This window comes from Segniliparus rugosus ATCC BAA-974 (assembly GCF_000185725.2).
Taxonomy (GTDB): domain Bacteria; phylum Actinomycetota; class Actinomycetes; order Mycobacteriales; family Mycobacteriaceae; genus Segniliparus; species Segniliparus rugosus.
The window spans coordinates 561,236-580,812 of sequence record NZ_KI391953.1; the positions used below are offsets into that span (position 1 = coordinate 561,236).

A 19,577-nucleotide genomic window follows, 5' to 3' on the forward strand; every position below is an offset into this window, starting at 1 on the left:
TTAGTGCTCGTCATAATGGCCGTCGTGCTCGGCGTGCCGGTGTCCGTCGTGCAGGTAGTCGACGTGGTCGCCGTGGGGGACGGCCTCGTGGCCGCAGTCCGGGCCGTGGACGTGATCGTGATTGGTGTGTGTGTCGTGCGGAGCGCTCATGGTCGCACCCTTTCTGGTCGCGTCGAAACAATTACATGCATAAATTAGCATGTGCATATATGACAGGCAAGCCTGCGGGAAAAAGTCGTTTCTGTGACGGCGGGGGCGGTTAGGCTTCGGTTGTGTGACGTACGAATTCAGCGAGGTTGCGGACCGCCCCGCGGGCGTCGGGGTTCGCGTCGACCAGCGCTTGGAAGACGTGCATCTGACCCTCCCACACCTCGAACCTGGTCGGCACGCCCGCCTCGGCGAGCCGCTCGGCGAGGCGCTGGGCGTCGGGGAAGAGCAGCTCCGTCGAACTCGCCTGGATCAAGACCGGAGGGAGCCCGGCGAGGTCGCGGTCGGTCGGGCTGGCGAGCGCATCGGGCCCGTGCGGGGCGACGAACTTCTGGACGATCAATTGCAGCTGCCGCCACGGGATGAGGACTTCGCCCTTGCTGTCCTCGCCGCGCAGCGACCGGCGCAGGTCGAGCCACGGGGCGATGGCGATGATCCCTGCGGGGAGGGGGAGCCCCGCGTCTCGGGCGGCGAGCGCGGTGGCGATGGCGAGGTAGCCGCCCGCGGAGTCGCCCGCGATGACGATGCGCCGAGGGTCGAAGCTGTCGTCGAGCAGCTGGCGGTAGACGGCGAGGCAGTCGTCCACGATCTGGGTGAACGGGATCTGCGGCAGCATCCGGTAGTCGGCGGCGAGGACGGTCGCGCCGGAGTCCAACGCGAGCCGGCCTGCGAGCCTGCGATGCGTGCCGGGGCCGGCGATGGCGAACACGCCGCCGTGCAGATACAGCACCGTCGCGCCGCCCGAGGGGTTCGGGACGCTCTGCTCCACCGGGACGCCGCGCAGGACCAGCCGCGACCGGAGCACGCCCTTGACCGATGGGACCGGCGAGACGGCCAGATTGAGCAGGCGGCGCAGGGGCGCGTGCCACAGCTGCGCCCGTCCCCCGACCGGGGTCCAGTCCTCGAGGAAGGTCAGGAGCAGCAACGTCGCGCTGAGGAGGGGTCTGAGCGCCAACCGCAGCGCGGCGTTGATTCGGACCGCTCGCGGGCTCGGCGGGCCGAAGCGTTCGACACGAAGGCCGGTTTCAGGCATGGGCGACCGGCTTGGCCGCCTCGGAGGTCGTCGCCGCGACGAACTCGGCGATGCTGGCGATAGCCTGCCGGGACTCCGGCACGAGGGCCCCGGCGAGCTGGAAGACGTGCATCACCCCGTCCCACACCTGGAGCTTGGCCGGGACGTCCGCCGCCGCGAGGGCTTCGGCGAGCCGGACCGCCTCGGGGTACAGGGTCTCCGAGGCGCTGACTTGGACGAGCGTCGGAGGGAGCCCGGCGAGGTCGCGGTCGGTCGGGCTGGCGAGCGCTTCCGGTCCGTGGGGCGCGACGAGCTGGGTCACGATGCTCCTCGCCCAACGCAGCGGGACGAGGTACTCCGTCGGGGACGGACGGGAGGCTCCGATCGCCTTGCGCAGGTCGAGCCACGGGGCGAGCGGGACGAGCCCTGCGGGGAGGGGGAGCCCCGCGTCTCGGGCGGCGAGCGCGGCGGCGATGGTGAGGTAGCCGCCCGCGGAGTCGCCGGCGAAGACGATCTGCTTCGGGCTGGTCCCGTCGAGGAGCAGTTGGCGGTAGACGGCGAGGCAGTCGTCCACGATCTGGGTGAACGGGATCTGCGGCGGCATCCGGTAGTCGGGGACGAGGACGGTCGCGCCCGACTCGCGGGCGAGGCCCGCCGTGAGCAGCCGGTGCGAGGACGGTCCGCCGATGACGAAGCCGCCGCCGTGGAAGTAGAGGACGACAGCGCCGGTCGGCTGTTTCGGCGTGAAGCGCTCGGCGACCACGCCCCGGATTTTCTCCCGGCTGTAGGCGACGTCTTCGGGGGCGGAGAACAGCAGGCGCGTCACGGCGTTGCCCGCGCGCCGCCAGGCGGGGTGCGGGGAGAGCCGGTTCAGCGGCGAGGGAGCCCACTCGTGCAGCAGATCCGCCGCGAAGGCCGAAGCCCAGATGAACGGTTTGACGACGAACAGGCCGATGGCGTTCTCGGTTTTGGCCTGCCAGCTCGCCGGGCCGAAGCGTTCGGTGACAAGGTGCTCGCTGCTCACGATATCGGCCTTTCGGGCTAGAGGCTCCCCGGCGGGAGGCGCGTCGAACGATCAATATGCATGTTATGCGATGCCGCGCAGGCTGTCGCCGGAGGCTTTCGGGGCGTCCTCTGGCCGCTCCTTGGCCGTCGCGACCTCTTTGGCGAAGGCCGCGATGTGCTCGATGGCGGCGCGGGCGTCGGGGTTCACGTCGGCGGTCATCTGGAAGTCGTGGATCTGCCCCTCCCAGACCTGCAGCCTGGTGTCGACCCCCGCTTTCGCGAGCGCGTCCGCCAATCGGGCGGAGTCGGGGTAGAGGAATTCGGACGAGCCGACCTGGATGAGCGTGGGCGGGAGCTCTTCCAGCTTGTGGTCGGTCGGGCTTTGCGCCTGATGCGGCTCGCCGGGGAGGACGAGCGTCTTGGCGATCAGTGCGGGCCATTGGCTGGGGATGAACGGATCGCGCTTGCCGCCGCGCGAGGACCGGCCGGCGTCGTCGAAGTCCAGCCACGGCGAGAGCAGCACGAGGCCTGCGGGCAGGGGCAGCCCCGCCTCTCTGGCGGCCTGCGCCGTCGCGAGGGCCAGATAGCCGCCCGCCGAGTCGCCCGCGACGACCACCCGCGAAGGGTCCGCGCCCCGGTCGAGGAGGCCTTGGTAGGCGGCGAGCGCGTCGGCGCGCAGCTCGGAGAAGCTGACTTGGGGGAGTTTGCGGTATTTGACCAGGTAGCAGTCGCCGCCGACCGCTTTGGCCAGCTCGCCGCCCAGTCGTCGGTGCGTGCCGAATCCGCCGAGGATGAACCCGCCGCCGTGGAAGAACAGGATGTCGGGACCAGCGGGCCCCATTTTGTTGTTGGTCCGGTTGCGCCGAGGGGCGGTCTCAAGCTCGACCGGGACCCCGCGCAGCCGCAGGCTCGTGCGGCGCACGCCTCTCGGCGGCGGCAGCACCAGGCCCGCGGCCTGGTCGATCAGCCACAGCGGCCAGCCGAGTTTCGCGAGCCGCTGCGAGTGGCCCCAGGTCAGCTCGGCGAGTCCGGCGGCGATGCTCAGCACCGGCTTGACCGTGAGGCGCGCGGCCCCCGCGACCGCGGCGGCTGGCAGGGTGGGCGGGCCGAACCGCTCCAGCGACGGGACTTCGGCGGAGCCCGGAGCGTCGCCGAAGTCCCGCGCGGGCGCCGCAAGGGGGCGTTCCTGCTGTCCTCGTTGCCTTTCAGGGACCGCGATCGTCATGGCCCTCGCTCCTTCGCCGTAACCATTCCCCCGGCGCTGTTCACCGGGAAGTCACTTAGTGTAAACACGGTTTACTCGGCTGAAATTCCTAGACGCGGACTCCGTTATGAGAGCGACGTCACATCGTCACGGTCTTACCCGAAGCCGTTCGGGCTCGGGCCGGATTAGGGCCGGACGGGGAGGTCCGATATACTTGGCGAGATGTCGCGCATGCTCCTCCTTCTCCGCCGTGCCGGGTTCTAGCTGACCAGCTGCCTGGCACGGGGGTGCTGCGCTGGTCGCCGAACTTGTTTCGCTCTCGCGAACGACCACACCTTGCGAACGATCACACTTTGAAGATTCTGCTTCAGAACAGCTATTTGGAGAGCCCACTATGACGACCATCCCCGTGCCTTCGACGGAAGCCGCGCATTCGCCCCGCGCCACGACCACCCCGGACGGACCCCGCTCGCCGGGGCAGCCCGCCTTCAACCCGCAGCGCGGATCGGCCATGCCGGCGCACCGCTACCGTGGCTTCGCCGACGAGGTCGAGCGGATCGGCCTGCCCGACCGCACCTGGCCGGACAAGAGCTTCGAGCGGGCCCCCTTGTGGTGCGCGGTGGACCTGCGCGACGGGAACCAGGCGCTGGTGGACCCGATGAGCCCCGCCCGCAAGCGCCGCATGTTCGACTTGCTGGTGGCGATGGGGTACAAGGAGATCGAGGTCGGCTTCCCCGCGGCGAGCCAGACCGACTACGACTTCGTTCGCGAGATCATCGAGGACGGCGCGATCCCCGAGGACGTGACGATCCAAGTGCTCGTCCAATGCCGCGCCGACCTGATCCCGCGCACGTTCGAGGCGTGCGGCGGCGCGCGCAACGTCATCGTCCACTTCTACAACTCCACCTCGATCCTGCAGCGCAGGGTCGTGTTCAAGGCGGACAAGCCCGCCATCGTGAAGATCGCCACCGACGCGGCGCGGATGGTGCAGGCGGAGTCGAAGAAGTACCCGGACACCAACTGGCGCTTCCAGTACTCCCCGGAGTCTTACACCGGCACCGAGCTGTCTTTCGCGAAGGAGATCTGCGACGCGGTGGTCGAGGTGATCGACCCGACCCCGCAGAACCCGATCATCCTGAACCTGCCCGCGACCGTGGAGATGACCACCCCGAACGTGTACGCGGACTCCATCGAGTGGATGCACCGCAACCTGGCCCGTCGAGACTCGATCATCCTCTCCCTGCACCCGCACAACGACCGGGGCGAGGGCGTGGCCGCCGCCGAGCTGGGCTATTTGGCCGGGGGCGACCGGATCGAGGGCTGTCTGTTCGGCAACGGCGAGCGCACCGGCAACGTGTGCCTGGTGACGCTGGGGCTGAACCTCCTCACCCAGGGCGTCGACCCGCAGATCGACTTCTCGAACATCGACTCGATCCGCCGCACCGTGGAGTATTGCAACCAGATGCCGGTGCCCGAGCGGCACCCTTACGGCGGAGACTTGGTCTACACGGCGTTCTCCGGCAGCCACCAGGACGCGATCAACAAGGGCATGGACGCGCTGGCCGCCTCGGCGGCGGCGCAGGGCGTCGCCGTGGAGGACGCCCTGTGGGAGGTGCCCTACCTGCCGATCGACCCGAAGGACGTCGGCCGCAACTACGAGGCGGTCATCCGGGTGAACTCCCAGTCCGGCAAGGGCGGGGTGGCGTACATCCTCAAGCACGACCACGGCATGGAGCTGCCGAGGCGGCTGCAGATCGAGTTCTCCCGCGCGGTGCAGGCCGTCGCGGACTCCGAGGGCGGCGAGCTGACCTCGAAAGAGCTGTGGGATTTGTTCGTTGAGGAGTACTTCCGGTTCGAGCGCCCGTTGGAGCGGATGAGCCAGGAGATCCAGGCGGCCCAGGTCGACGACGGCGTGGACCAGCTCACGGCGGTCGTGAAATTCCACGGCTCCGAGCGGGAGATCAAAGGCTCGGGCAACGGCCCGCTGGACGCCTTCGCGAACGCTTTGGCCGGGCTCGGGGTCGAGGTCTCGGTGCTGGACTACTCCGAGCACGCCCTGACCTCGGGCACCGACGCCCAGGCTGTCGCGTACGTCGAATGCCAGGTGGACGGCGCGACGGTGTGGGGGGTCGGAGTCGCCACGTCGATCACCACGGCCTCGCTGCGCGCGGTGGTGTCCGCCGTGAACCGGGCCGTGCGCTAGGTCGCCGAGCGCGCCGCCCGGCGCGCTTTCGCGTCCATTTCCGCGATGTACTGCTGGGCTGCTCGCGCGAAGAACTCGGAGCGGCTCATGCGAAGCTCTTTCCTCCGCTTTTCGACCTCGCCAAAAACGCTCATGGGGATCGTCAGGTACAGGCTCTTCATGAGGCGCATCCTAGCCCAGCTTCACAGCCAAATTTAAGGCGCATTCCTTGATTTTTTAAGGAATGCGCCTTAAATTGGAGGCATGGCAAAGACAGACGCACGGGCGGCCATGATCGACGCGGCCGAGGCCATCGTGGCCGAGCGCGGGCTCGGGGCGATGTCGCTCCGCGAAGTGCAGGCCGCGTCGGGCCAGCTCAACAAGAACGCCGCCCAGTACCACTTCGGGAACCGGGACGGCCTTATCGCCTCGGTCGTCGAGGCGCGGATGGGTCCGATCAACGAGCGACGGTGGCGGATGATCGAAGCCCTCGACCCTGCCGGGGCTTCGCCCCGGCAGTGGCTCGAAGCCCTCGTCCTGCCGTTGGCGCACGCGGTCAGGGACAATCCGGACAGCCGGTACGCCCGGTTTTTGGCGCAAGCGTTCCTCGACCCGCAGCTCGGCTCCATGATCTCGGGCCACATCCGCGCCGGCAGCTACCGCGCGGCGCAGGACGGGCTCGCCGCCAGCAGCGGGCTCGCGCAGCAGCAGGCGGCCCGCCGCGCCTTCTTCATGCTTTCGATGGTCGTGGTCTCCCTGGCCGGCTGGGAGGCCCGCCGAGACGCGTTCGGCTCGGCGGACGAGTTCATCGCAGACCTTGTGGGCACCGCATTGGCGGCGTTCGCCGCCCCCGTGATGGAAGGAAAGAAATCATGACCGATCTGCTCAGCCTGGAACGCACGCTGCGGAGCGTCCCGCCCGGCCCGCTCGTCGGCCGCCGCGCGCCGGAGGGCTTCGACTCCCGCCCGTACGGGTTGTTCGGGCTCGTCCCCGCGTCGCCGACCATCGGGGCCGAGATCAGCGGGGTCCGGCTCTCGGGCGGGCTCGCCCCGGAGGTGCTCGCCGAGCTGCGCCGGGCGCTTTTGGAATGGAAGGTGCTCTTCTTCCGCGACCAGGACATCGCCCGTCAGGAGCATCGCGAGTTCGCGGCGCTGTGGGGCGGCCTGGAACAGCACCCGTTCATGCGCTACCACGGCAAGCAGGACGACGTCGACGTGGTGAGCCTCGCGAAGAACGATATGGCCGCTGGGACGGAGAACGTCTGGCACAACGACGTCACGTGGCGCCCGGACCCCTCGTTCGCGGCTGTGCTGCGCGCCGTGGAAGTCCCCGACCTCGGCGGCGACACCATGTGGTCCGACACCGCCGTCGCATACGACCTGCTGCCGGACGGGCTCAAGGAGCGGATCGACCATCTGGAGGCCGAGCACGACTGGATCCAGAGCTTCGGACGGATGATGCCGGAGCAGGAGATCGAGCGTCTGCGGCCGGACTTCCCCCCGGTGACGCATCCCGTCGTCAGGGTGATCCCGGAGACCGGCCGGCGCGTGCTGTTCGTCAACCGCGTGTTCACCACCCGGATCGTCGGCATGGACGAAGCCCAGTCGCGGGAGCTGCTCGAGGACCTGTACCTGCGGATGAACCGCCCGGAGTTCCAGGTCCGGCTGCGCTGGCAGCCGAACACCGTCGCGATGTGGGACAACCGGACCTGCCAGCACTACGCGGTCAGCGACTACTTCCCGAAGCGCCGCGTGGTGGAGCGGATCTCCATCGTCGGCGACCGCCCCGTCGGAGTCTCCGGCTGAGCGGCTAAGATCTCCGGCCAGAGGAAGTTTCGTGCTGAGGCCGGAGAGCGAGGGGGCGATATGCCGTACGGGTTGTTGAGTCTTGTGACGCTTGGGCTGTTGGTGTTCTGCTTGGCGGACGCGATCACCAGGGACGAGGCCGAGGTCCGCCACCTGCCGAAACTGCTTTGGATCTTGATCATCCTGTGCATGCCGTTGGTCGGCTCGATCCTGTGGCTCGCCATCGGCCGTCCGCCCCTGCGGTGGGACGCGCGCCAGCGGCCGCAGTCCCGGTACTCCGAGTACGAGCGGCCGGGTAGGTTCGTTCCGCAAGACCCTGCCTCGGACGAGGAGTTCCTTCGCCGGTGCCGAGAGCGGGCCGAGGAGCAGCGCCGGATCGGGAAAGAGATCCTCAAGGCGCAGCGCGCCGAGGAGGAGCGGGCGCAGGAGCGCAAGAGACAGGAACAAGACGGAGCCTGATCATGTTGAACAGGGCGTGAGATCCAGATTGCGCAGAACTGGCCGGAGCGCGAGCGAATTGCTGGTAGAGTCACTGCCGTGACTGTAGGTCAGCAGCCCTGCAAAGGCCTTACCGTCCGAGGTCGCGCCGCCCTCGCCCTCGGCTCCGTCGCCGCATGGGCCTCGCGGAAGGCCGGACGCGGCGAAGGATCGGTGATCGGCGGAAGGGTGACCGGGCGTATCGCCCCTTCGATCCTCTCCCAGCTCGCTTCGGGCAAGCGGACGGTGCTGGTCACCGGCACGAACGGGAAATCCACCACCACCCGGATGATCGTCTCCGCGCTCGCGGAGGTCGGCGCGGTCGCGACGAACTCGCAAGGCTCCAACATGGAAGCCGGGCTGATCGCTGCGTTGGCGAGCGGGCGCAAAGCCCCCTACGCGGTGCTCGAAGTCGACGAACTGCATCTGGCTTCGGTCGCCAAGGCCGTCCAGCCCGCCGTTGTGGTGCTCTTGAACCTGAGCCGGGACCAGCTCGACCGTGTGGGGGAGATCGGCAAAGTCGAGCGGAGCCTGCGGGACGGGCTCGCCGCGCTGCCCGAAACCGCGGTGGTCGCGAACTGCGACGACGTGCTGGTCACTTCGGTCGCGTACGACGCCCCGCATGTGGTGTGGGTGGCCGCGGGCGGTAGCTGGCAAGGCGACTCGGTGAGCTGTCCTCGGACCGGAACCCGGATCGCCAGGGTCGGGGAGCGGTGGTCCAGCGCCACCGGGGCTTTCACGAAACCGGACCCCCAGTGGCTGCTGTGCGGCGACGAGCTGCGCGGCCCCGGCGGTTTCCGCGCGCCGATGCGTCTTGGCCTGCCGGGCGCGGTGAACCGGGGCAACGCCGCCGAGGCCGTCGCGGCCGCCTCGGCGCTCGGCGCGGACCCCTTCGCCGCTTTGCGGGCGATCGCGGAGGTCCGAGAGGTCGGCGGGCGGTACGGGGTGCACGAGGTCGCGGGGCGGGCGGTGCGCAAGCTGCTCGCGAAGAACCCTGCGGGCTGGCAGGAGTCGTTGAGCATGGTCGAGGCGGACTCGGTCGTGATCGCGGTCAACGGGAGGGTGGCCGACGGCGGCGATCTGTCCTGGCTCTGGGACGTGCCGTTCGAGCAACTGCGCGGCAAACGGGTGCTGGTCTCCGGCGAGCGGGCGGCGGACCTCTCGGTCCGCTTGGACTACGCGGGGGTGGCGCACGAGCTCTGCCGCGATCCCTTCGCCGCGCTCAAAGCGCTGCCGCCAGGGCGCGTGGACCTGCTCGCCAACTACACGGCCTTCATGGAGCTCAAGCGCTGTTTCGAGAAGCGGATCGCCGAGGCCGAGGGGCGGGAGCTCGCGCATGCCTGAGCCGCGCCGAGGCGTCGTGCGGGTCGGGCTGGTCTTGCCCGACGTGATGGGCACGTACGGGGACAGCGGCAACGCGGTCGTGCTCGCGCAGCGCGCGCAGATGCGCGGAATCCCGGCCGAGGTCGTGACGATCACCCTGGACGATCCGGTGCCCGACAGCCTCGACCTGTACACCATCGGCGGGGCCGAGGACGTCGCGCAACGGCTCGCCACCGAGCACCTTCTGGCGCACCAAGGTTTGCAGCGGGCGGTCGCCAAGGGGGCCCCGGTGCTGGCCATCTGCGCGGCGCTGCAGATCCTGGGCGAATGGTACGAGTTGGCCGACGGGACGAAAGCCGCCGGCGTCGGGCTGCTCGACGTCACCACGCACGGCAGGTCGGGGGTGCGCAGCATCGGCGAAGTGGTGGTGAAACCTCTCCTCGCCGGGCTCGCCGAGCCGATCACCGGATTTGAGAACCACGGCGGGGCCACCGTGCTCGGACCAGAGGCGCAGCCGTTGGGCAAGGTCAAAGCGGGCGACGGCAACGCGGCAGGCGAGCCCGTCGAGGGAGCGGTGCAAGGCTCGGTGATCTCCACCTACCTGCACGGCCCGGTGCTCGCGCGCAATCCCGAACTCGCCGACCTCCTGCTGGCCCGCGCGCTTGGCGTGCCGAAGGAAGAACTCGGGCCGCTGGATTTGCCGAGCGTCCGGCTTTTACGGACGGAGAGGCTCGCCGCCCCCCGCCGAGGCTGATTTCTCCCCCACTCGCTGCGCTCGTGGGAGGCGCCCCAGGTCCGCGCGGCGATCTGCGGCGTTGCCCCCCACTCGCAGGGCTCGTGGGAGGTACCCCCACCGCTCCTCGCGTGCACCCGCTCGTTCCTCGCTCTTACCCGTACGCAACGTCGCGGTGCGCCTTGCATCTCATCCGCGCGGGGTTCCCCGAAATATCTGCGCGGCGATCTGCGGAGCCGCTCGGCTTATTTCTCGGCTGGGCGGAGCGAGTCGATGATTTTCTGCGCGGTCGCCTGGTCGAGCGCCTGGGGGTAGCCCTGGTCGGTTTGGACCGCGAACTCCACGACCGTGCCCGCCGCGTTCGTGGTGGCGACGACGGTGTAGACGCTGCTCGGCGGGTTGCAGCCCACGCTGGTGTTGATGTCGGTGACGGTGAAGCTGACCTGCAGCGCGTCCGCGCCGTTGATTTTGAATTGGCGCGGTTCGGACCGGGCGATCGGCGGCGGCGGCCCGAGGGGCGCGTCTTTGCCCCAGTCGGTGTAGATGTCGGGGACGCGTTTCGCCTCCGCCTCGATCGCGTCGGAGATCGTCGAGCGCTCGGCGAGGGGGATCTCGTTCGGGTTCGGCGCGAGGAACCCGGCGAGCGCGGAAGTGCTGCTGTCTTTGCAGCCGTCTTGCGGGGGGTGGGGCCGGGAGGCGGCGTTGCGGAGCGACCGGATCGGGCAAAAGCCGAAGGGGCCGTCCGGGCAGGGCCGCTCCCAGTAGATGATCGAGGTCGGCTTGTGGACGGCCCAGTCGGCGGGCACGTCGTAGACGAAGCCGCTCGGCGATGCGACCGACTGCCAGCCCGGCGGGGTGTTCGGCCCCGGCCTGCCCCGCCCGGGCTCGAGCGGCGGCAGCGGCGTGGACTTCGGTGCCTGCGGGTTCGGGGAACTCGCGGCGGTCGTCTCCGCTGGCCCGCTTCGTCCAGCGCGGATCAAGAAGAACGCGCCCGCGCTGAGCACGACGACGAGCACCGCGACGAGCGAGACGTAGATCCAGACGCGGGAGCGCTTGGCCGGGGCGGGGGCGTGCGGGGGCTGCTGGTACGGGAAGGGCTGCTGATAGGGGGAGCCTTGGGAATACGGATCATGCTGCTGGTACGAGCCGGGCTGCTGGTACGCGCCGGGGTACTGCTCGGGTTGCGGGTAGGCCGATGGCTGCGCGTACGGCGACGGCGGCGGGTAGGACGGTCCAGGCTGCTGCCAACCCTCTGGCCCGCCGGGGTAGGGGTTCGTCATGGGCCTCCTTTTCAGCTTTTCGCCCAGGGCGGGCGAGGTGGCGGAGCGGAACTGGTTCAGAGCATAGTGCGCTCAACTCTCCGCCCTCGGGCGAGAAGTCACCGTTTCCGGTTCAGCAACCCGCCCAAGATCTTGCCGAACAAGCCGCCGTCGTTCCCGGACTTTGACCGCTCTTGAGGGGCAGGGGAGCTTGCGCCGCCGAGGACGCTGCCCAAAACGCTCCCGAGGGCTCCGCCCCCTTGTCCGCTCGAGGCTCCGCTCAAGATGCCGCCGATCAGCTCCCCCAGCGCGCCGCCGCCGGAGCCCGACTGCTCGGATCCGCCTTTGCCCGACGACTTCTGGCTGAGGTAGGAGATGACGATCGGCAGCAGGATCGGCAGAAGTTTTTGCACCAGGCCGCTGTCCACGCCGCCTTTGTCCGAGGACAGCGCCGCGGCTTGGTCGTTTCCGCCGCCGAAGAACGTGCTCACCAGCGCGTTCCCTTCTGGGGCCGCCGATTCTGGCGCGTCGAGCGCGGCGGCGAGGGCCGCTTCTTTCTCCGGGTCTTGGGCGTGCTCGTGCAAACCGCCGAGCAGCTGGGGGAGGACGGATTGGATGGCGGTGCGCGCCGTGTCCTCGTCGACTCCGAGCTGCTGGGCGATCTTGGCGGTGGGGATGTTCGCGTACAGGTCTTCAAGGCTGGCCATGCGCCTATCCTCGCACACAAAGTCTGCGCGCGGATTTCCGCGCCCGGAATCCGTCCTTGCGGGGGAATGCGATGGGGATTACACTGAAATGTGACGCAGATCATGTATCTCGCCTATGGCTCGTGACCCCGTTCTGCGGTTTTCGGATCGGCACAAAGGAGTGTGGAACCATGAACGACCCCATGAGAACCCCCGTCGTGGTCGGCGTGGACGGCTCGCAGGCCGCGAACCGCGCGCTGATGTGGGCGGCGGACGAGGCTTCGCGGCTGCGATTGCCGCTGTTGCTCGTCCACTCCGTCGATTTCCCCGCGTTCGCGTCGAGCGCCGGCGTGGACTTCGACGGCTCCCTGGTGTGGAGCGTGGAGGCCGACGGCGAGCGGCTCTTGGCCGAGGCGAGGGAACGGGTCAGGGAGCGGTGCCCGGACCTGCAGGTGGAGCTGCGCGTGGAGAGCCTGAGCCCGGTCGCCGGGCTCGCGGAGGCTTCGCGCGGCGCGCGCATGGTCGTGCTGGGGTCGAGCGGGAAAGGCGCGCTGCGAGGGGCGCTGGTCGGCTCGAGCGCGGTCGGGGTGCTGCACCGGGCGCACTGCCCGGTCGCCGTGATCCGGGGCTCGGGGCAGCCGTCGACGGTCTCGGCTCCGGTGTTGGTCGGCGTGGACGCCTCGCCGAGCAGCGATCTCGCGGTGGAACTCGCGTTCGACGAGGCCGCGTGGCGCGGGGCGGAATTGATCGCCGCGCACGCGTGGACCGAACATGTGGCGGTTTCGGCGAGCATCTACGCGTATCCGTTGCCGATGGATTGGGACCGGATGGGGGAGGCGGAGGAGAAGGTGCTCGCCGAAAAGATCGGCTTCTGGCACGAGAAGTACCCGGAGGTGCGGGTGCGCAAAGTCGTCTCGTGCGCGCGGCCGACGCGCTGGCTGCTCGAATTGGCGAAAGAAGCGCAGCTCATGGTCGTGGGCACCAGGGGACGGAGCGAACTCGCGTCCACCTTCCTCGGCTCGACGAGCCAGGCGATGGTCTATCACTCGCCGTGCCCGGTGATCATCGCGAGAGAAGACCACAAGGTGCCTTAGCGCCGGAACCGGTCCCGCAGTTGCGGGTCGCTCTCCCACCAGAGGCCGGAGGAGGTTTGCGGCTCTCCCCGCTCAAACTGCGCCTTTTCGAGCTGGTCGAGGGCGATATCGGTCTGTTCTTCGATATGGCGCTCCTCGGCGCGCAACGAGCGCATCACCGCGAAGATGAACGGCACGCCGAGCACGTCCCCGAGGATCCAGAGGATCCCGGCTCCGATGGTTTGGTCCATGCGGAGCGACGGCCCCCAGCTTCTGGCCGCGTAATGCGCTGGCGAGAGGACGTCCCCGAGCGCGAGCACGAGCCCGAGCGCGCCGTCGCCGATGACTTCGGCCACGGTGAGCAGCAAGGTGATCAGCTGCGGGTACTTCTTCGGGGTCGGGTCTGATTGGAGCCGCGAATAGAAATAGCCGAACCCGACCAGGACGACGACGAACTGAGCCGCCTGGTCGACGATTTCATGTTCGAGCAGCGCCGGGTACAAGGGCGTCATGTAGACCACCCACGGGAGGACGAGGACCGAGGCCGCAGTGGCGAGGGGATATGTGAGGAACCGGGCTGGGGCGCAGGACAGCGCCGCGTCGAACCGCGCTTTCCCGGTCTCGCCGAGCGCGCCGCGCAGCGCGGTCAGCGGCTTGCCGAGGGCCAAGAGGAAAGGCACGACGAAGAACAGCACGGTGAACTGCAGCGCGCGGACCCAGAACAGGGTGTCCGCGTAGACCCCGAGGAAGCCGGCCCTCGCGCCGGCCCACAAGGCGAGGCCGCAGGAAAAGCTCGCGGCCCGCGACACGGCCACGCCCCCGTGCCGCGAGCAGCGCCAGTAGCCAAGGCCCAGCGCGGCGACCACGACGAGGACGGGCACGTCGAGCCGCCACGAGGACAGCGCTGTGGCGGTGGTGAGCGGGGTGGTGACAATATGCGCGCTCGACACAGCACTACTCTACGAGGGGCGCAGTAAGGTGAGGGGTATGCCCGGAGAAGCGCCTGCCTCGCTGTTCGCCCGTCTGTGGCCCGCGATCGTGCGCCGGGAGCCGAAGGCGCTGCGCCGGCTGCGCGTGGAGAACCTCGCCGGGCTCGCGGGCGCAGTGCTCGAAGTCGGAGCCGGAACGGGGACGAATTTCCCGCTGTACCCCTCGACGGTGCGCCGCGTCGTGGCCGTGGAGCCCGAGCCGAGCCTGCGGGCGCTCGCGGAACAGGCGGCGGCGGCCGCGCCGGTCCAGATCGAGGTGCGCGACGGCGCGTTCGAGGACCTGTCGCCCCTGGCTCCGGAGAAGTTCGACGCGGTGGTCGCCTCGCTCGTGCTGTGCTCTGTGCCGGAGGCCGAGCACGCCCTCGCCCAGGCCTTCAGCGCGCTCCGGCCGGGCGGCGAGCTGCGCTTTGTGGAACATGTGGCGGCGGCGGGCGCGCTGGGGACGCTGCAACGGGCGGCGGACGCGACGTTCTGGCCTCGGCTTTTCGGCAACTGCCACACGCACCGCGACACCGTCGGCGCGATACGGCGGGCCGGTTTCGCGGTCGACCGCTCGCGGCTGGTCCGGGTGACTCCGGCGTGGCTGCCGAACCCGGCGGGGAGCATGGCGGTGGGCCGGGCGGTCAAACCCGCCTGACGGGAGCCCGGCTCAGCGCCGCAGGGCGTGCAGGACCGAGAGGATGTCGTCCTTGACCTCTTGGCGGCAGATCACCAGGTCCGGGAGGTACGTGCTGCGCGTGTTGTAGACGAGCGGCGCGCCGGACAGCCGCGAGCACCAGAGGCCCGCCGCGAGCGCGACTCCGACCGGCGCGGCGGAGTCCCACTGGTGCTGGCCCCCCGCGTGCACGTACGCGTCGGCGCGGCCCTCGACCACGGCCATCGCTTTGACTCCCGCGGAGTTCACCGGGTCGAGCTGCATTCCGAGCCTTTTCGCGACGAGCAGCGCCTCCATGGGAGGGCGGCCCCGGCTGACGACCATGGACCTGGTGAGAGGGCCGTCCGCTTTGCCAACGGTGTCGGAGCGGAACACTGTCCCGCGCGGGGGCAGCGCTACGGCGGAGGCGGTCGGGACGCCGTTCTGGACCAGGGCGATGTGCACCGCCCAGTCCTCGCCCCGGCGGCGGTATTCGCTCGTCCCGTCCAGCGGGTCCACGATCCACACGCGTTTCGCGGTCAGCCGAGCGGCGTCGTCCCTGGCCTCCTCGGAGAGCACCGCGTCGTTCGGGCGGTGCAGCTCCAACGTTCGGGCGATGAAATCCTGGGCGAGGGAGTCCCCGGCGTCGCCGAGGTCGTGGCTGGAGAGCAGGCTCGTGTTGTTGACCGCGAGCAGCAGCTGGCCGGTGTCGTGCGCGAGCCTGGCCGCGAACTCCTCGTCAGTCACGTGCAACCTCTCTCATATCCGTTCGGCATACTGATGTCGTGCCTGAGCTTCCCGAGGTGCAAGCCCTCGCGAATTTCCTCGCCGACCGAGCGGTCGGGACAGCAGTCCGTGGCGTGGACGTCTGCGCCTTCTCGGTGCTCAAAACGGCAGCGCCGCCGATAAGCGAACTGGTCGGCCAAAAGGTCGAACAAGTTGGTCGGGCCGGTAAACATCTCATCATACGGTGCGGCGAGCTGCGCTTGGTGATCCATCTGTCCCGCGCGGGCTGGCTGCGCTGGATCCGCGAGACCCCGGAGCGCCCGCCGAAGCCTGGCCGGGGCCCGCTGGCGCTGCGGGTGCGGTGCGGCGGGGAGCGCGAGAGCTTCGAGCTCACCGAGGCAGGGACGCAGAAACGGCTCGCGGTCTGGGTGGTGCGCGACGAGGCCGACGTGCCGAGCGTTGCCAAACTCGGCCCGGACGCGCTGGACCTCGACGAGGCCGGACTCGCCGGAATCTTGGCGGGCACGACGGCGCGGATCAAGAACGTGCTGGTCGATCAGCATCTGATCGCGGGGATCGGGAACGCGTACTCCGACGAGATCCTCTTCGCCGCGAAGATCTCCCCGTTCTCCCCCTCGGACAAGACCGATCCGGGGCAGTTGTTCCCCGCGTTGCGCGGAGTGCTCCTCGAAGCTGTCGAACGCGCGGTGGGGCAGGAGGCGGCGCTGTTGAAGGCGGAGAAGCGCGAAGGCATGCGGGTGCACGGGCGGACCGGCGAGCCGTGCTCGGCGTGCGGGGATGTCGTGCGCGAGGTGTCGTTCGCGGACCGGAGCTGGCAGTATTGCGCGACCTGTCAGACCGGGGGGCACGTGCTGGCGGACCGGCGGATGTCGCGCCTGCTCAAATGACGCTGGCCTTGTGGTTGAACCCGGAGATGTCGAAGCCGGACCAGAACGTCCGCCGCTCGGGCCACGGGTCGGACTCCACCCGCTCCGAGGTGTTCAGGATCAGCGTCTGCCGGTCCTGGGGGCGGTATTGCGGCCACGCCTCGCCAGGCGTGCCGGTCTGGGCGAAGGAGAGCCAGCGCCGCTGCAAGTGCTCGGCGGCTTGGGCCAGCCCTTGGCGCTCGGCCGGCCCGCTGAGCGCCAGGAAGACGGACCGGAAGGATTTCAGCCTGTCGAAGCAGGCGATGAGCTCGATGGTGTGGGTGGCTCCGAAGCCGAGCAGCCGCGACACGCGGCTCGACCAGTCGTAGCGGTACATGTACGTCGGCGCGTTGGCGCTGTGGCCCTCGGCCACGGCGAGAGCCGGGACCCAGTAGCGCAAATCGCCGTTGAACGGGATCGCGGCGCGTTTTTCGGGCAGGTTCGGGAAGACGCTCGGAATGCGCGCGGCCAGGTCCGGGTCCTGCGCGGTGACGGCCGCGATCAGATCCCGCGCCTCGCTGGACAGGCCGCCCCGTTTCAGCTGCACGATGACGTCGTCCCTGTTCGTGCCGATGAGGAGCGGCACGCGGTGCGCGTGCCCGCCCGCGAACGCGTCGATGACCCGCCGGGGCAGCACCTCCCCGTCCACGACCGGGGCGAGGTACCGCGCGCCGGGCCTGCGCTTGCCGACCAGCTTGCCCAGTTTGACCACTGCGGCGACGAGCTCGTCGCTCGTCGCCCTGGTCAGGGCGAGCTGAGCCTCGCTCGGCCCGGCCCCGAGCGCTTCGAGGAACCAGCGCGCGTAAAGCTCGCCGTCCTCCTTGTCCAGGATGGTGGCCGCGGGCGGGCTTTGCGCGATAGCCCGGTGGAACAGCCCGGCGGACTTGGGCGACGACATGAGCGAGAGGACCGCGTTCGCCCCGGAGGACTGGCCCCAGATAGTCACATTGCAGGGGTCGCCGCCGAAAGCCGCGATGTTCTGCTGGATCCAGGCGAGCGCCGCGATCTGGTCTTGCAGGCCGAGGTTCGTCTCGAAGGGCCGCTTCGGCGTGCTGAACTCGCCGAAATGCGTGTAGCCGAACGGGCCGAGCCGGAAATTGACGGACACCAGGACCACGTCGCCGCGGCGCAGCAGGGAGTCGCCGCCGGAGATGCAGGAGCCGTTGCCGAAGAGGTTGAGGCCGCCGTGGAAGAACACGAGGACCGGTCTGCCCGAGCCTGGCTCGGCGCGGGCCACGATGTTCAGGCGCAGGCAGTCTTCGGACCGGAGCGGTTTTTTGAACGGGAACTCGAAGCCGGGTTGCGGGCAGGGGAGGCCGAACGTGGTCGCGTCGAGTTCCCCGGTCCAGGGGTCGGCGGGCTGGGGAGCGCGGAAACGCAAGTCCCCGACAGGCGGCCGCGCGTACGGCACGCCGTAAAAGCGCACCAGATCGCCGTCCTGGGAGCCGCGAAGGGCCCCTTGCGCGATATTGACTTTTCCCGGCGCTGTGTCGGCTCTCACCCTCGTTGCGTCCGGTACCAGTTGAGGAGGGCTTGGGTGGAGGAGTCGTCCACGGGGGCGGGCGATTTCGCGACGAGCGGTTCGACGAGCGCTTTGGCCTGGGCCTTGCTCGGCTCGGCTTCCCCATTGGTCGTGTGGGAGCTGTGATGTCCCGGATCGTGTTGTGATCATGGCTTCGTCTCGTTGCGTCCGGTACCAGTTGAGGAGGGCTTGGGTGGAGGAGTCGTCCACGGGGGCGGGCGATTTCGCGACGAGCGGTTCGACGAGCGCTTTGGCCTGGGCCTTGCCCAGCTCGACGCCCCATTGGTCGAAGGAATTGATGCCCCAGATCGCGCCTTCCACGAACACCTGGTGCTCGTAGAGGGCGATGAGCTGGCCGAGGACGCTCGGGGTGAGCTTCGGCGCGAAGATCGAGGTGCTGGGCCGGTTGCCGGGCATGACCTTGTGTGGCGCGATGTCCGGCGCGACGCCCTCGGCGAGGATCTCGTCCAGCGTCTTGCCGAACGCGAGCACTTTCGACTGGGCGAGGAAGTTCGAGATGAGCAGATCGTGGACGGTCGCCTGGGTGCCGTCGGACGCGACGATCGTGCTCGGCAGGTTCTCGGTCGGGTTGGCGAACGCGATGAAATCGGCGGGGACCAGCCGGGTGCCCTGGTGCAGCAGCTGGTAGAAGGCGTGCTGGCCGTTCGTGCCTGGCTCGCCCCAGAAGATCTCCCCGGTGTCGTAGTCGACCCGCTCGCCCGCGAGCGTGGTGGACTTGCCGTTGGACTCCATGGTGAGCTGCTGCAAGTACGCGGGGAATCTGCGCAGGTCCTGCGAGTACGGCAGGACGGCGCGGGACTGCGCGTCGTGGAAGTTCGAGTACCAGACCCCGAGCAGTCCGAGGATGAACGGCGCGTTCTGCTCCGGCGGGGCGTTGAGGAAGTGCTCGTCCACCGTCCTCGCCCCCGCGAGGAACTCGGCGAAGCGCTCCTTGCCGATGACGGCCATGACGGACAGCCCGATAGCGGACCACACCGAGTATCGTCCGCCGACCCAGTCCCAGAACTCGAACATGTTCTGCGGGTCGATCCCGAACTCGGTCACGCCCTTGGTGTTCGTGGAGAGCGCGACGAAGTGCTTCGCAACGGCCTCCATGCCGACGCCCAGCTCCGAGAGCAGCCAGCCCCGCGCGGCTTGCGCGTTGGTCAGCGTTTCGAGGGTGGTGAAGGTCTTCGAGGCGACGATGAAGAGCGTGCGGGCGGGGTCGAGGCCGTCGAGGTTCGAGATCAGGTCCGTGGGGTCGACGTTGGAGACGAACCGCGCGGAGATCGCGCTGTTCGCGTAGTGGCGCAGCGCGAGGTCCACCATCGCGGGCCCGAGGTCAGAGCCGCCGATGCCGATGTTGACGACCGTGGTGATGCGCTCCCCTGTCGCCCCTCGCCACGTCCCGTCGCGCAGCGAGTCGGTGAACGCGCCCATCTTGTCCAGCACCTCGTGGACCTGGGCGACCACATCGGCGCCGTCGACGGTGATCGAGGCCCCCTTCGGGGCGCGCAGCGCGGTGTGCAGCACCGAGCGGTGCTCGGTGGTGTTGATCTTCTCTCCGGCGAACATCGCGTCGCGCCGCTCGGCAACGCCCGCCGTGAGGGCGAGGTCTTGGAGCAGGGCGAGGGTCTTCCGCGTCGCGCGGTGCTTGCTGTAGTCGATCCGCAGGTCGCCGACGGTCAGCGCCAGCTCTTCGCCGCGTTTGGGGTCGTCGGCGAAGATGTCCCGAAGATGGGTGTCGCCGAGCTGTTTCGCGTGCTCGGCGAGGCGGGACCATTCGGCGCTCTGCGCGATCGTCATTGCTTTCT

General features: G+C 69.2%; 19 protein-coding genes. 9 read left to right on the forward strand and 10 right to left on the reverse strand.

The window, feature by feature from the left end; genetic code table 11:
- The 4 genes from HMPREF9336_RS02735 to HMPREF9336_RS02750 all read right to left on the reverse strand — a co-directional run bounded on the left by HMPREF9336_RS02735 (position 1) and on the right by HMPREF9336_RS02750 (position 3,449).
- On the reverse strand, positions 1-150 hold the full coding sequence (locus tag HMPREF9336_RS02735) for a hypothetical protein (RefSeq protein WP_021029988.1): 150 nt from the start codon (positions 148-150) through the stop codon (positions 1-3).
- Between the two features lie 109 nt (positions 151-259).
- Positions 260-1,240 carry an alpha/beta hydrolase gene (locus HMPREF9336_RS02740; RefSeq protein WP_007471610.1) on the reverse strand — a complete coding sequence of 327 codons (981 nt, stop codon included), beginning with the start codon at positions 1,238-1,240 and terminating at the stop codon, positions 260-262.
- Positions 1,233-2,243, reverse strand: coding sequence for an alpha/beta hydrolase (locus HMPREF9336_RS02745; RefSeq protein WP_007471609.1), 1,011 nt, complete (start codon positions 2,241-2,243; stop codon positions 1,233-1,235). Before HMPREF9336_RS02745 ends, HMPREF9336_RS02740 begins: the two co-directional genes overlap by 8 nt.
- Positions 2,244-2,306: 63 nt before the next feature.
- Positions 2,307-3,449, reverse strand: coding sequence for an alpha/beta hydrolase (locus HMPREF9336_RS02750; RefSeq protein WP_021029989.1), 1,143 nt, complete (start codon positions 3,447-3,449; stop codon positions 2,307-2,309).
- A gap of 373 nt (positions 3,450-3,822) precedes the next feature.
- On the opposite strand from HMPREF9336_RS02750, the gene leuA reads away from it, so the two are divergent.
- Entirely contained in the window at positions 3,823-5,631 is a 1,809-nt protein-coding gene (gene leuA / locus HMPREF9336_RS02755) for a 2-isopropylmalate synthase (RefSeq protein ID WP_007471607.1), read from the forward strand.
- Here the strand turns inward: leuA and HMPREF9336_RS18775 are convergent.
- Entirely contained in the window at positions 5,628-5,792 is a 165-nt protein-coding gene (locus HMPREF9336_RS18775) for a ribbon-helix-helix protein, CopG family (protein WP_007471606.1), read from the reverse strand. The two genes, leuA and HMPREF9336_RS18775, sit on opposite strands and share 4 nt — an antisense overlap.
- A gap of 82 nt (positions 5,793-5,874) precedes the next feature.
- Here HMPREF9336_RS18775 and HMPREF9336_RS02760 point away from each other — a divergent pair, with 82 nt between their 5' ends.
- The 5 genes from HMPREF9336_RS02760 to HMPREF9336_RS02780 all read left to right on the forward strand — a co-directional run bounded on the left by HMPREF9336_RS02760 (position 5,875) and on the right by HMPREF9336_RS02780 (position 9,969).
- Entirely contained in the window at positions 5,875-6,486 is a 612-nt protein-coding gene (locus tag HMPREF9336_RS02760) for a TetR/AcrR family transcriptional regulator (RefSeq protein WP_007471605.1), read from the forward strand.
- Positions 6,483-7,415: a TauD/TfdA dioxygenase family protein gene (locus HMPREF9336_RS02765; protein WP_007471604.1), complete on the forward strand. Its 933-nt coding sequence runs from the start codon at positions 6,483-6,485 to the stop codon at positions 7,413-7,415. The genes HMPREF9336_RS02760 and HMPREF9336_RS02765 overlap by 4 nt, the downstream gene beginning before the upstream one ends.
- A 60-nt stretch (positions 7,416-7,475) precedes the next feature.
- Positions 7,476-7,874: a PLD nuclease N-terminal domain-containing protein gene (locus HMPREF9336_RS02770; RefSeq protein ID WP_007471603.1), complete on the forward strand. Its 399-nt coding sequence runs from the start codon at positions 7,476-7,478 to the stop codon at positions 7,872-7,874.
- Positions 7,875-7,952: 78 nt separating this feature from the next.
- Positions 7,953-9,236 (forward strand): MurT ligase domain-containing protein, encoded by a 1,284-nt coding sequence (locus tag HMPREF9336_RS02775; protein WP_021029991.1) that lies wholly within the window; start codon positions 7,953-7,955, stop codon positions 9,234-9,236.
- Positions 9,229-9,969 carry a type 1 glutamine amidotransferase gene (locus HMPREF9336_RS02780; RefSeq protein ID WP_021029992.1) on the forward strand — a complete coding sequence of 247 codons (741 nt, stop codon included), beginning with the start codon at positions 9,229-9,231 and terminating at the stop codon, positions 9,967-9,969. Before HMPREF9336_RS02775 ends, HMPREF9336_RS02780 begins: the two co-directional genes overlap by 8 nt.
- A gap of 224 nt (positions 9,970-10,193) precedes the next feature.
- Here HMPREF9336_RS02780 and HMPREF9336_RS02785 read toward each other — a convergent pair whose 3' ends face one another.
- Positions 10,194-11,228, reverse strand: coding sequence for a DUF8017 domain-containing protein (locus tag HMPREF9336_RS02785; RefSeq protein WP_007471599.1), 1,035 nt, complete (start codon positions 11,226-11,228; stop codon positions 10,194-10,196).
- 98 nt (positions 11,229-11,326) lie between these two features.
- On the reverse strand, positions 11,327-11,914 hold the full coding sequence (locus tag HMPREF9336_RS02790) for a DUF937 domain-containing protein (RefSeq protein ID WP_007471598.1): 588 nt from the start codon (positions 11,912-11,914) through the stop codon (positions 11,327-11,329).
- 170 nt (positions 11,915-12,084) lie between these two features.
- Between HMPREF9336_RS02790 and HMPREF9336_RS02795 the strand changes: the two genes are divergently transcribed.
- Positions 12,085-12,987, forward strand: a complete 903-nt coding sequence (locus HMPREF9336_RS02795) for a universal stress protein (protein WP_021029993.1) — start codon at positions 12,085-12,087, stop codon at positions 12,985-12,987.
- Here the strand turns inward: HMPREF9336_RS02795 and HMPREF9336_RS02800 are convergent.
- The gene (locus HMPREF9336_RS02800) at positions 12,984-13,916 is read right to left on the reverse strand and encodes a cytochrome c oxidase assembly protein (protein ID WP_007471595.1); all 933 of its coding nucleotides are present in this window, start codon (positions 13,914-13,916) and stop codon (positions 12,984-12,986) included. The genes HMPREF9336_RS02795 and HMPREF9336_RS02800 overlap by 4 nt on opposite strands.
- A 37-nt stretch (positions 13,917-13,953) precedes the next feature.
- Here HMPREF9336_RS02800 and HMPREF9336_RS02805 point away from each other — a divergent pair, with 37 nt between their 5' ends.
- The gene (locus HMPREF9336_RS02805; RefSeq protein WP_007471594.1) at positions 13,954-14,592 is read left to right on the forward strand and encodes a class I SAM-dependent methyltransferase; all 639 of its coding nucleotides are present in this window, start codon (positions 13,954-13,956) and stop codon (positions 14,590-14,592) included.
- A 12-nt stretch (positions 14,593-14,604) separates the two neighbouring features.
- Here HMPREF9336_RS02805 and HMPREF9336_RS02810 read toward each other — a convergent pair whose 3' ends face one another.
- The gene (locus tag HMPREF9336_RS02810) at positions 14,605-15,342 is read right to left on the reverse strand and encodes a 3'(2'),5'-bisphosphate nucleotidase CysQ (protein ID WP_007471593.1); all 738 of its coding nucleotides are present in this window, start codon (positions 15,340-15,342) and stop codon (positions 14,605-14,607) included.
- Between the two features lie 32 nt (positions 15,343-15,374).
- Here HMPREF9336_RS02810 and HMPREF9336_RS02815 point away from each other — a divergent pair, with 32 nt between their 5' ends.
- Positions 15,375-16,223 (forward strand): DNA-formamidopyrimidine glycosylase family protein, encoded by an 849-nt coding sequence (locus HMPREF9336_RS02815; RefSeq protein WP_007471592.1) that lies wholly within the window; start codon positions 15,375-15,377, stop codon positions 16,221-16,223.
- Here HMPREF9336_RS02815 and pgi read toward each other — a convergent pair.
- Positions 16,216-19,569 (reverse strand): glucose-6-phosphate isomerase, encoded by a 3,354-nt coding sequence (gene pgi / locus HMPREF9336_RS19280; RefSeq protein ID WP_021029995.1) that lies wholly within the window; start codon positions 19,567-19,569, stop codon positions 16,216-16,218. The two genes, HMPREF9336_RS02815 and pgi, sit on opposite strands and share 8 nt — an antisense overlap.
- Positions 19,570-19,577: the final 8 nt, after the last annotated feature.

Excerpts from the sequence above, each read along its gene's own strand:
- HMPREF9336_RS02735 (WP_021029988.1), bottom strand. The coding sequence starts at position 150 with ATGAGCGCTCCGCACGACACACACACCAATCACGATCACGTCCACGGC.
- HMPREF9336_RS18775 (WP_007471606.1), bottom strand. The coding sequence starts at position 5,792 with ATGAAGAGCCTGTACCTGACGATCCCCATGAGCGTTTTTGGCGAGGTC.
- HMPREF9336_RS02785 (WP_007471599.1), bottom strand. The coding sequence starts at position 11,228 with ATGACGAACCCCTACCCCGGCGGGCCAGAGGGTTGGCAGCAGCCTGGA.
- HMPREF9336_RS02760 (WP_007471605.1), top strand. The coding sequence starts at position 5,875 with ATGGCAAAGACAGACGCACGGGCGGCCATGATCGACGCGGCCGAGGCC.
- HMPREF9336_RS02740 (WP_007471610.1), bottom strand. The coding sequence starts at position 1,240 with ATGCCTGAAACCGGCCTTCGTGTCGAACGCTTCGGCCCGCCGAGCCCG.
- HMPREF9336_RS02790 (WP_007471598.1), bottom strand. The coding sequence starts at position 11,914 with ATGGCCAGCCTTGAAGACCTGTACGCGAACATCCCCACCGCCAAGATC.
- HMPREF9336_RS02780 (WP_021029992.1), top strand. The coding sequence starts at position 9,229 with ATGCCTGAGCCGCGCCGAGGCGTCGTGCGGGTCGGGCTGGTCTTGCCC.
- pgi (WP_021029995.1), bottom strand. The coding sequence starts at position 19,569 with ATGACGATCGCGCAGAGCGCCGAATGGTCCCGCCTCGCCGAGCACGCG.
- HMPREF9336_RS02770 (WP_007471603.1), top strand. The coding sequence starts at position 7,476 with ATGCCGTACGGGTTGTTGAGTCTTGTGACGCTTGGGCTGTTGGTGTTC.
- HMPREF9336_RS02795 (WP_021029993.1), top strand. The coding sequence starts at position 12,085 with ATGAACGACCCCATGAGAACCCCCGTCGTGGTCGGCGTGGACGGCTCG.
- HMPREF9336_RS02765 (WP_007471604.1), top strand. The coding sequence starts at position 6,483 with ATGACCGATCTGCTCAGCCTGGAACGCACGCTGCGGAGCGTCCCGCCC.
- HMPREF9336_RS02750 (WP_021029989.1), bottom strand. The coding sequence starts at position 3,449 with ATGACGATCGCGGTCCCTGAAAGGCAACGAGGACAGCAGGAACGCCCC.
- HMPREF9336_RS02805 (WP_007471594.1), top strand. The coding sequence starts at position 13,954 with ATGCCCGGAGAAGCGCCTGCCTCGCTGTTCGCCCGTCTGTGGCCCGCG.
- leuA (WP_007471607.1), top strand. The coding sequence starts at position 3,823 with ATGACGACCATCCCCGTGCCTTCGACGGAAGCCGCGCATTCGCCCCGC.